Genomic DNA, 11,917 nt, shown 5'->3' with positions numbered 1-11,917 from the left:
GCAGCAGCTCTTACTTTTAAGTTGTATTTAGGAGTACCAGTAGCAGTATATTCAGTTTCGCCAGTAGTAGGAGTAGTTGGTGTACTAGAACCTATAGTAACATAAGAACCAGAAACATATCCGAAATCTTTATTGTATTTTATTTTATACCAACCATTAGAAGTTTTAGCTACTATGTCGACTTTAGCACCTTTCTTTAATGAGCCTAATTTATCATAAGAAGTACCGGCACCTTTTCTTACATTAAGGCTATTTTTAGTAGTACCAGTAGCAGTATAAGCTGTTTCAGTAGTTTCTTCTTGTGTAGTAGAAGTTTTTACATAAGAACCAGAGATATAACCATAACCTCCGTTATATTTTATTTTATACCAACCATTAGAAACTTTAGCAACTATATCTACTTTAGCATTTTTACCTAAAGTACCTAATTTAGTTGCTGAAGCAGATGGAGATTTTCTAACATTAAGACTTGTTGTTGTAGTTCCTGTAGCAGTGTATTCTGTTTCAGTTGTCGTTACATCAGAGTCTTTAACAGTTATATAATCTTTATAAGAATATCCATAACTATTTTTATATTTTATTTTGTACCAACCATTAGAAGATTTCGCAACTATATCTACTTTAGAACCTTTAGTTAAAATAGTTATTTTACCATAACTAGTACCAGGTCCTTTTCTTAAAAATACATTACTATTTACTGTACCAGTAGCAGTCATTGCTGTATCTTTTATTGTTGCAGCATAAACTGCGTCTACAGAATTTAAGTTACTGTAATTTGGTAAAGTCGCTATTGACATGCTTCCAGCACAAACGATAGATGCTAGACCAGTTACCATTACTTTTTGAAAATTATTTTTCATATTAAATACCCCCAATAGTTTTTAATTTAGTCTTACGATTTGACGCATACTTTTAAATATTTTTCAAATTACTAATGTTGCTTTAAAATCTTTATTTAAGATTTCTTATTTTCTTTACAACAACTCCATTATAGCATCATAAGTGATTAATGGTTAGAAAAAATATATATTGCAATCAAATAGTAATAAAATTAATAAATAGTAACAATTAGTAACAAAAATGCGAAATAAGATGTATTTTGTAGACAATATTGTAATCAAATAGTAATAAATAAAAAGAAGGAAGAAATTTGTCTACACAAATTTTTAAAGCTGTCATAAGATTGTCAGAAGTTTTTATTAAGATATAAATAGAAAATTAATTATAGAGGTGTAAATATGAGTATATTAAAAGCTGAAAATTTGATAAAAATATATGGTCAAGATGAAAATGAAGTAAAAGCATTAGACAATATAAGTTTAGAAGTAGAACAAGGAGAATTTGTTGCAATCGTTGGGAGTTCTGGTAGTGGTAAATCAACTCTTTTGAATATGTTAGGAGGCTTAGATAAGCTGACTAGTGGGGATGTATATATAAATAATAAGAAATTAGGCGATATGAAAGATGAAGAACTTACTATATTTAGACGAAGAAATATAGGATTTATATTTCAAAACTATAATTTAGTCCCAATTTTAAATGTATATGAAAATATAGTTTTACCGATTGAGTTAGATGGAGTTAAAATTGATGAAGATTATATAGATTCAATAGTAAATACGCTTGGACTAAATCAAAAATTGACAAATATGCCGAATAATTTGTCGGGAGGACAACAACAGCGTGTTGCCATAGCTAGAGCAATTGCGACAAAACCAGCGATAATTTTGGCAGATGAGCCAACAGGAAACTTAGACAGCAAGACAGGAATGGATGTTATTGGACTTTTGAAGATGACTAGTCAAAAATTCAACCAAACTATTGTTATGATCACTCATAATGAAGAAATCGCACAACTTGCAGATAGAATTATAAGAATCGAAGATGGAAAGATTGCAAGAGGTGACGATTAATGAAATTTGAAAACAATAATAAAGAAATAATAAAAAAAATTACAAATAGGTCGCTTAAATCAAATAAAACTAGAAATATTTTTGTAGTTATAGCGATAGTTTTGACAACTTTTATGTTGGCATGTGTTTTTACCTTGGGGATAAGTTTTAATAAAAATTATCAACTTATGAATTTAAGAGATGCAGGTAGCACAGCAAATACTTATTTGAATAATCCAACAGAAAAACAAATTTCACAAATCAAGGATTTAAATATAACAGATAGTATAGGAAAAGAGATTACAGTCGGAAATGTTAATTCAAATAAACTAAAAAATAATGATTCAAAAGTATATCTTGAATATATAGACAAAGAAGCTTGGGAAAAACAAATTTCACCAGCAGTTGGAGATATAAAAGGTAATTATCCAGATAAAGAAAATGAAATTATGTTATCGCAATCTGTAATAGATTTATTAAAATTAAAAGATATAAAGCCGGGCGATAAAGTAATATTAAACTGCAATATAAATAAAAAGACAGAATCGATAGAATTTGTAGTAAGCGGTACTTATACAGATTATTCAATGGAAAAAAGAAATGATATAGATAAATTATCATATGTTTCAAATAAATTTGTTAAAAAACATAACTTATCATTAGAAAAAAACGGAATACTTACTATTGATATAAAGGACAGCAAAAAAGAGAATGCAGAAAATATATTAAAATCCGGTGTAGATTTAAATAAAAATCAATCATTTGTAACTTTATATGAACAATCAAATTCTGAAGAAAATGCAAAAATTACGTCTTTAGCTATAGTAGTAATAGTCAGCTTTTTTATGATTTTAAGCGGATATTTATTAATTTACAATATATTATATATTGCTATAACAAAAGATATACAATTTTATGGAATGTTAAAAACAATAGGTGCATCACCAAAACAAATTAAAAAAATTGTAAAAGGACAGGGCTTGAGACTTTCATTAATAGGAATTCCAATAGGTATAATCTTAGCAGTAATAGTATCATTTTTAATAGTACCGTCAGTATTAGAGGGATTTAGTGCAGGGACTTATTACGCAGATATGTTGCCAACAAAGGCACATTTTACACCAGTAGTATTTATAGGAACAATACTATTTTCATTACTTACAGTTTGGATAAGTTGTATAAAACCAGCTAAAATAGCGAGCAAAATTTCTCCAACAGAAGCGCTTAACTATACGGGCAAAAAAAGTAAAAAACAAAAGAAAGACAGAAAATCTACTAATGGTGGAAAGTTGTATAAGATGGCTTGGTATAATGTATTTAGAGACAAAAAGCGAGCTTTATTAGTATTTTTATCATTATTTGTAGGTATAATTACTTACTTAAGCGTAAATACATTTACAAGCAGTTTAGGTTTAGAAAATTATCTTAGAGAATACTATCCACATGATTTTGAAATAGTAGATTTAAATTCAAAGAGTAGTGATAAATTAGACAAAAATATTGATGAAATCAAAAATATAGAAGGGGTTACATCAGTAAATGCAGTAAAATTTGATAGATTAAAAATGGATTTTAATAAAAATGTGATTATGCCTGCTTTAGAAAATTCATATAAATTATATGGAGATCCTGATACTTATAAGCAAAATTTAAATAAATATATACAAAAAATAGAGAAAAATCCATCTAAACTAGAAACTGCAACTGCATTTATAGATAAAGATACTATAGAAAAAATAAATAAAGCAGAAGGCGGAAAAATAGACACAAAATCATTTAATGAAGGTAAATTAATACTTGTGGATAACTTTTTCTATGACAATAATAAAAACTACGACTTTTCAGATGAAAAATTGACATTTAGAAATAATAAAAATGAAAAAATAATTTCGGCAAATATACAACTATTATCAAGCAATAAAGATATAGTAAAGTTTATCGAGGATAATGAAGTTGGAGTACCATGTATATATATGAGCGAATCTCTTATAAATAAATTTAAAAATGATAAAATGACGCTTTTGGCGACAATAGACTGCAAAAAAGAATATAGCAAGATTATAAAAAAGAAATTAGAAGATACAAAATACAGCACATATGTAAATGCAAAAATAGATGGAGCTGAAAACTTTACACAAAGTAAAATTATGATGAATGTAGTAGGCGGGGGAGTATCATTGATATTTATATTTATAGGCTTGCTTAATTTTATCAACGTCATGGTCACAAATGTCAGTACAAGACTTAGAGAACTTGCTATAATGGAAAGTGTAGGAATGACGAAAAAACAAATTAAAAAAATGCTTACATTTGAAGGATTATATTATGCACTAATAACATTGTGCATGATATTTACACTCGGCATAGGAATAATATATATAATAGCTATGTTGACGGCAGACTTAGCTGATTATGCCAAATTTATTTTCCCAACGAGTCAATTGATTTTTTTAGTCATAATTATAATTTTAGTTTGCACAATAACACCGGGCATAGTATATAAATACAGCTCAAATAAAAGTGTTATAGAAAGACTAAGAGAAATAAATAACTAAAATATGCTGTGGCTTGTAATAATATATTTATTACAAGCCTTAGTTTGCTGTATTAGGAGGGCTTTATGAGAAATATTTTAATTATTGAAGACGACAAAATCTTAAATAAAGGAGTTGCATTTGCTTTAAAAAAAGAGGGGTATAATGTTATAAGTGCATATACAAAACAAGAAGGCAAAACAGCAGTAGATAATAATGAAATTGATTTTTTATTATTAGATATTACCTTACCAGATGGTAGCGGGTTTGATTTATGTAAAGAAATAAAAACAAAAATAAACTTTCCAATTGTATTTTTTACAGCAAATGATACAGAAGAAGATATGATAAAGGGATTTGAATGTGGTTGTGATGATTATATATCAAAGCCATTTTCAGTAGAAGTTTTAAAATTTAAAATAAATGCTATATTAAAAAGAAGTGATATAGTAGAGAAAAAAATATTTATATATAGAGATTTAAAGATGGATTATGATGCAAAGAGAGTTTATAAAAATGATAAAGAAGTTAAATTAAGTGCTACGGAATATAAATTACTTGAGATTCTTTGTAAAAATAAAGGTAGAGCAATGACAAAACAAATACTATTAGATAAACTTTGGGACTATAATGGAAATTATGTAGATGACAACACATTATCAGTAAATATAAGAAGACTGCGCAGAAAGATTGAAGACGACCCTAAAAACCCACAATATATAATTACTTTATTTGGGATAGGGTATATAATCGGAGAATAAATTATGATAAGAAAATTAAAAATTAATAAAAATTATAAAAAAGATAGCCTTAAAAATCTATCTAATATAGAGATAATATTAAATTTTATAATTATATTGATTTGTATTATATTTAATATATTTATTTTTATAAACCTTAAAGATTACAACATAAATATATTTATAATTACATGTTGTTTTACTATTATAATTTTAGGAATATTTTATTTACAAAAGATAGTTTTTAAAAATTATATAAATGATATACTGACAAAACTATCTGATATGCTTGCTACGATTTCTGATATGAATGAAACAGAAGTTTTTTCTATGATTGATGATTCTATATTTTCAAAGCTACAACATCAAACGTTGAGATTAATAAATATTTTAAAATCACAAAATAAAAAGATGGAATATGAAAAAAATGAGATAAAATCATTGATATCAGACATAGCTCACCAACTAAAGACTCCACTTACAAACATGAAGATATATAGTGAGTTTTTACAATATGAAAACTTATTAGAAGAAGACAGAATAGAATTTAATAAAGTCATAATGTTATCTTTGGATAAATTATGTTTTTTAGTTGAAAGTATGATAAAGATGTCTAGGCTTGAAAGTTCTATAATAAATCTACATAAAAGACCATCAGAAATAAATGAATCGATTTTAAGTGCAATAACACAACTTTATAAAAAAGCACAACTCAAAAATATAAAGATAGAATTTAGTCCAAAAGAAAATATAAAGCTAAATTATGATAAAAAATGGACCACTGAAGCTATATTTAACATAATTGAAAATGCTATAAAATATTCGCATAAAGATAGCACTATTTTTATAAATGTTGAGAAATACGAAATATTTACTAGAATCGATATTAAAGATGAGGGTATAGGCATATCTGAAGAAGAAATACCAAAAATATTTAAGCGATTTTATAGAGGGTCAAACGTATTAAATGAAGAGGGAATAGGAATTGGGCTTTATTTAAGTAGAGAGATAGTCACAAAACAGGGCGGATATATAAAGGTTAAATCATATAAAAATGGAAGTATATTCTCGATATTTTTACCAAATTAAAAAATTTATAGGACATATCAAATTTATAGAATAAAATCTATGTATTTGTAATATATATAAATTATATTTAAAATTGTTTGGGGATCAATTATCTATAAAATACTAAAGTAGATTTAACATCCTGAATGTAATTAAATTTTTTAATTCGTATGACGATAATCTTAGGATTACTTTAAAGTAGCATAAAGAAAATCAATCAAAAAACTTTTAAAAGCGAACATTTAAACAAGAGATTATCCGACGAAATCTCGGAGAAGAAAAATGTCCTCCATTTGCCAAAGTTATAAATTTTAGCAAAAAGATAGAGTAACAAGTGTTTTAACAAGCACTATGTTACTCTATTTTTTTCTAAGAAAATTATATATTATCTTATTTATAGATAATTTATAATTTCCGACTTATTATATAAATTAGCGGACAAAGCCGTTTACTATTATCTATTTAATATAAATTTATCGATAACGTGAGCAACACCGTCTTCATCATTAGTGCTAGTCACATAGTTTGCAATATTTTTAATATCATCAGTTGCATTCCCCATAGCAACACCAAGCCCTGCGTATTCTATCATGTGTTTGTCGTTACCAGCATCCCCAACACAGATAACTTCCTCTGGATTTATGCCAAGTTTTTCTGATAAAAGACCAATACCAGCACCTTTATTTGCATCACGATTTAAGAATTCTAAGAAAAATGGAGTACTTCTAACGATTGTGTATTTTTCGTAGTATTCTTCTGGTATTTTCTTTATACATTCGTTTAATATTTCTGGATGATCTATCATCATAAATTTAGACATAGCTATATCTTTAGGAACTTCATCTAATTCAGTTACGTTTAGATGAACACCAGTTAAGTAAGCCTCTAAAATAGTATAATCACTTACATCTCTATTAAAAGTATAAACAGTTCTTGTATCATAGAAATGACTTCTAGAGCCTACTTCTACACTAAGGTCATATAAATCACAAAGGTCTTCATAATCTAATGTTAAGTGAGAGATAGGTTTTCCAGTATGTGCATCTTGAACAAGAGCTCCATTAAATGTACTAACATAATCGCCTTCTTCTTTAAGATTTAATTCATCAAGAAAGTTCTCAACACCCTTTAGAGGTCTCCCTGTGCATAACACAACTTTGACACCTTTTTCTTTACTTTTTCTTATTGCCTCTTTGACATTTTCTGTGATTTGATTAGAACTATTTAATAAAGTACCATCAATATCTAATGCTATTAATTTATATCCCATATCTACCTCCTAAATATATTTGTTTTTAATTATAATTTAATATTTAAAAAAAGTAAATATGATAGAAATTTGTCAAAATAAATGAGGAAATAAGTCAAAAAGAATGTACTGGTAAAATTTCACGGAAAATATTGACAATTAATGACACGTGAGATAGTATATTTAAAATAAGGTCAAGGGAGAGTTATGACCAAAGTTAAAAATATATTATAAAGGGGGAATTTTTATGGAACAACGACAAACTGTAGAAAGACAAATTAAAAAGAAAAGTTTTTCAGACAAAATCTTAAGCAGTATCGAGACAGTAGGAAACAAACTACCAGACCCAGTGACAATGTTTATTGGTTTATGTGCAATTATTTTAGTAACATCTTATATTGTAGGAACAAAAGGGGTATCTGTAGTTCATCCAGGAACAGAGGAAACTGTAACCGCAGTCAATCTATTAAGTGTAGAGCAACTACAAAATTTATTAGGAAGTATAGTAAGCAACTTCCAAGGATTTGCACCACTTGGATTAGTTTTAGTAACTATGATAGGGGCAGGTGTCTGTGATAAATCTGGACTTATGGTTACAACAATAAAGGCATCAGTATCTAAAATACCAAAAGAAAGAGTAACTCTAGTAGTTATGACAATCGGTATGTTAGCTAATATAGCATCTGATGCAGGGACGATATTATTCCCACCATTAGCTGCATTAGTTTATTTAGGTGTGGGGAGACACCCATTAATCGGACTATTCTCAGGATATGCAGCAGTATGTCTAGGATTTGCGGCAAATATAATGATAAGTGTAAATGATATATTAGCTGCAAGTTTTACTGTGCCGGCAGCACAAATGTTAGATGCGAATTACGATGCTAATGCAACAATGAACTTAATATTTATGATAGCATCTACTTTTGTATTAATAGCACTAGCAACTTGGGTAACAGAAAAAATCATAGCCCCTAGATTTGGGAAATATGAAGGAGATGCCCAATTAGATGTAGATCAAAATATAACTAAAGAAGAATCTAAAGGTCTTAAAAAAGCTGGAATAGCTCTACTTATATATGCTGCTATAATAGTAGGTTTAAGTGTGATAGGGGAAAGACCATTCTTAGCAGACCCAGAAACAGGAGCTTTATTATCTAGTAATGCGCCTTTGATGAAAGGTATGGTTCCTATAACTGCATTAGCATTCTTTATACCAGGATTAGTTTATGGAAAAGCTGTTGGAATAATTAAAAAAGATAAAGATGTTGTAAAACTAATGGGAGAAGCTATGAGCGATATGGGTGGATATATAATCTTAGCATTTGTAGCATCTCAATTTTTACAATTATTCACAAATAGTAATTTAGGGATAATAATAGCTGTTAAAGGTGGAGAATTCCTTGAAAATGCAGGAATTGGTGGACCAGCTTTATTAGTAGGATTTATAATACTTTCATGTTTTATAAACTTATTTATAGGAAGTGCGTCTGCAAAATGGGCAATACTTGCACCTATATTTGTACCTATGTTTATGATGGTTGGATATAACCCAGCATTGACACAAATGGCATATCGTATAGGGGATTGTATAACAAATCCACTGAGCCCATTATTCCCATACTTCCCAATAATACTAGCATTCACTAGAAAATATGACGAAGAAGCTGGTATGGGAACAATAATAGCAAATATGCTGCCATACTCAATAACATTCTTGATAGTATGGACATTATTATTAATTTTATTTATGGTGTTTAATATTCCTCTAGGACCAGGAATACTACCATCATATAGCTTACATTAAGGATTTATTCAGGCATGGAACGAAAACTTTCCATGCCTTTAAATATAATAATTAAAAAATAAGGAGATGCAAAATGTTATCACAAGAGAGAATCATAGATACTTTTATTAAATTAGTTAAAATAGATAGTCCTTCAGGTGAAGAAAAACAAATAGCAGATTATTTAGTCGATCATTTAAAAGATAGAGGATTAGAAGTAAAGGTAGATAATGCAGGAGAAAAATTTGGTGGAAATGCAGGAAATATAGTCGCATATTTAAAAGGAAATAGCCAAGAAAAACCTATTACTTTCTGTGCACATATGGACCAAGTAAGCCCATGTAGAGGTGTTAACCCTATAATAGATGGAAATATAATAAGAACTGACGGGACTACAACTTTAGGTGCTGACGATAAATTAGGAATAGCTATAATTTTAGAGGCACTAGAAGATATAATCGAGTCAAACTGTGAACATAGAGATATATACATATTATTTACAGTATTTGAGGAAGATGGATTATTAGGAGCAAAACAATTTACTGGTGAAAATCTACCTTGTAAAGATTTGATTGTGCTTGATTATCTAGGCAAACCAGGAGCTGTTGCTTACAAGGCACCTGCTATGGAAAAGATTAAATGCACATTTAAAGGTAAAAAAGCACATGCAGGGATAGAACCTGAAAAAGGAATAAATGCAATTGTCGTTGCATCAGATGCCATATCAAATATGCATATAGGTAGAATTGATGAACTGACTACTTCAAATATAGGTCGTATAGAAGGTGGTGGAGCTACTAACATAGTTACAGATTCAGTTACTTTTACTGCTGAAATACGCTCTCACATAGATGACAAACTTCAAGCAGAAATAGCACATATGGAGAATTGTTGTAGAGAAGCTGCACAAAAATTTAAAGCAGAATATGAGTTTATACACGAAAATTGTTATCCACCATTTTCACTTGATTTAAATAGTGATTTATATAAACTTACAGAAAAAGCTATGTTAAAAGAAGGCATAACTCCAGAGCCAATTGTAATCGGTGGTGGAAGTGATGCCAATATATTAGCAGCACTAGGATATCAAAGTGCAATACTTAGTATAGGGATGTATGAACCACATGCAGTAACAGAATATCTAAAAATAGATGAAATGTGGGATACATTAAAAGTAGTCCGTAATATGATGGATATATAAACTTAAATTAAATAGGGAAATATATAAATATTTTAGGGAGAAATATTATGAATAAAAGCAAATTAAAACAACTGTGTATTAAGACAATAGATGAAAATAGAGATGAAATTATACGTATAGGTAATGAAATATATAAAAATCCAGAGCTAGGGTACAAGGAGTTTAAATCAACTGAAATCGTAAAAAAAGCGATGGAAAATTTAGAAGGAAGACTTGAAACTGAGATAGCATATACAGGGTGTAAGATTGTTGCTAATGAAGAAAAAAGTGGGCCAAGGGTTGCGATTATAGGTGAACTAGATTCAGTAGTTTGTGCAGACCACAAAGACGCAAACGAGCTTGGTAATATACATGCTTGCGGACATAATGTTCAAATTGCAAATATGATAGGAGCTGCATTTGGTATATTAAAATCAGGTGTATTTAAACATTTAGACGGTTCTATGGAGTTTATCGCAATACCAGCTGAGGAATGTGTAGACTATGAATATAGAGCTAATTTACAAAAAGAAAATAAAATTAAATATATAGGTGGAAAACAAGAATACTTATATAGAAATGGATTTGACGATACAGATATAGTTTTACAATGCCATATGATAGGCTTAGAAGAAGGAAAAGAGTGTATAATCAACACTGATACTAATGGGTTTATGACAAAAATGGTTACATTCTACGGCAAATCTTCTCATGCTGGATTTGCGCCACATGAAGGTGTAAATGCATTAAATATGGCAGAGCTTGCGATGAATAACATCCACGCACAAAGGGAGACATTTAGAGATGAGGACAAAGTAAGAGTAAGTATGGTTATAAGCAATGGAGGAGATTTAGTAAACGTAGTTCCTTCAAAGGTAACTATGGAGATTATGGTTCGTGCATTTAGCATAGATGCTATGACAGATACCAACAAAAAAGTAAACCGCGCACTTCAAGCTGCTGCACTTACGTTAGGTGGAAATGTTGAGATAAAAGACTCTATAGGATATTTACCTATGAAGACAGACAGAAACTTAGGTGATATTTATAAACAAAATATGATGGAATATGCAAATCTAACAGAAGACAACTTCATAATGGACTACCAAACAGCAGGTTCAACTGATTTAGGAGATATATCTCAAATTATGCCATGTTTACATGTTTGGTCTAACGGTGTTACTGGAGGATTACATACTGAAGAGTATAATATGGAAGACGAGGAAAAAGCTTATATACTTCCAGCAAAAATGCTAGCTCTTAGTTTAATAGATCTTCTTTATGATGATGCAAAACAAGCTAAAGATATAATAGGTAAATTTGATCCATTCTTTACAAAGGAGCGATACTTAAACTTTTTAGATGATTATGTAGCTACTCATAATTTTAATTATATGGAGTAGTTAAAGAATTGTTTTAAGTATAAAAATTAAAAAATAGTTTTTTAAAACAGAAGCCCAATTTGACT

9 protein-coding genes are annotated in these 11,917 nt (G+C 29.0%); 7 read left to right on the top strand and 2 right to left on the bottom strand.

The features are described from left to right. On the bottom strand, nt 1-860 hold an 860-nt coding region (locus tag ABCM86_RS00610; RefSeq protein WP_343003229.1), incomplete at its 3' end, for an SH3 domain-containing protein. 378 nt (nt 861-1,238) lie between these two features. Between ABCM86_RS00610 and ABCM86_RS00605 the strand changes: the two genes are divergently transcribed. From ABCM86_RS00605 to ABCM86_RS00590, 4 genes are all read left to right on the top strand, one after another. Then, entirely contained in the window at nt 1,239-1,913 is a 675-nt protein-coding gene (locus tag ABCM86_RS00605) for an ABC transporter ATP-binding protein (protein ID WP_295761954.1), read from the top strand. Further along, nucleotides 1,913-4,447 (top strand): FtsX-like permease family protein, encoded by a 2,535-nt coding sequence (locus tag ABCM86_RS00600; protein WP_343003228.1) that lies wholly within the window; start codon nt 1,913-1,915, stop codon nt 4,445-4,447. Before ABCM86_RS00605 ends, ABCM86_RS00600 begins: the two co-directional genes overlap by 1 nt. 65 nt (nt 4,448-4,512) lie before the next feature. Further along, nucleotides 4,513-5,187: a response regulator transcription factor gene (locus ABCM86_RS00595; protein ID WP_343003227.1), complete on the top strand. Its 675-nt coding sequence runs from the start codon at nt 4,513-4,515 to the stop codon at nt 5,185-5,187. Between the two features lie 3 nt (nt 5,188-5,190). Further along, nucleotides 5,191-6,255, top strand: coding sequence for a HAMP domain-containing sensor histidine kinase (locus ABCM86_RS00590; protein WP_343003226.1), 1,065 nt, complete (start codon nt 5,191-5,193; stop codon nt 6,253-6,255). A gap of 433 nt (nt 6,256-6,688) precedes the next feature. Here the strand turns inward: ABCM86_RS00590 and yidA are convergent, their stop codons facing one another. Then, a complete protein-coding gene (yidA, locus tag ABCM86_RS00585; protein WP_295761960.1) occupies nt 6,689-7,504 on the bottom strand; it encodes a sugar-phosphatase in 816 nt (271 codons plus the stop codon). A 226-nt stretch (nt 7,505-7,730) separates the two neighbouring features. On the opposite strand from yidA, the gene ABCM86_RS00580 reads away from it, so the two are divergent. From ABCM86_RS00580 to ABCM86_RS00570, 3 genes are all read left to right on the top strand, one after another. Further along, a complete protein-coding gene (locus ABCM86_RS00580; RefSeq protein WP_295761961.1) occupies nt 7,731-9,290 on the top strand; it encodes an AbgT family transporter in 1,560 nt (519 codons plus the stop codon). Nucleotides 9,291-9,363: 73 nt separating this feature from the next. Further along, the gene (locus ABCM86_RS00575) at nt 9,364-10,470 is read left to right on the top strand and encodes a M20/M25/M40 family metallo-hydrolase (RefSeq protein WP_343003225.1); all 1,107 of its coding nucleotides are present in this window, start codon (nt 9,364-9,366) and stop codon (nt 10,468-10,470) included. Between the two features lie 47 nt (nt 10,471-10,517). Then, a complete protein-coding gene (locus ABCM86_RS00570) occupies nt 10,518-11,852 on the top strand; it encodes an amidohydrolase (RefSeq protein WP_343003224.1) in 1,335 nt (444 codons plus the stop codon). The last annotated feature ends 65 nt before the right edge of the window (nt 11,853-11,917 follow it).

The organism is Clostridium sp. 2218st1_F5_2218SCRN_220325 (genome assembly GCF_039062665.1).
Taxonomy (GTDB): Bacteria; Bacillota; Clostridia; order Peptostreptococcales; family Peptostreptococcaceae; genus Intestinibacter.
The sequence above is the reverse complement of the archived record's forward strand: the minus strand, read 5'-3'. Positions and strand labels throughout refer to the sequence as shown.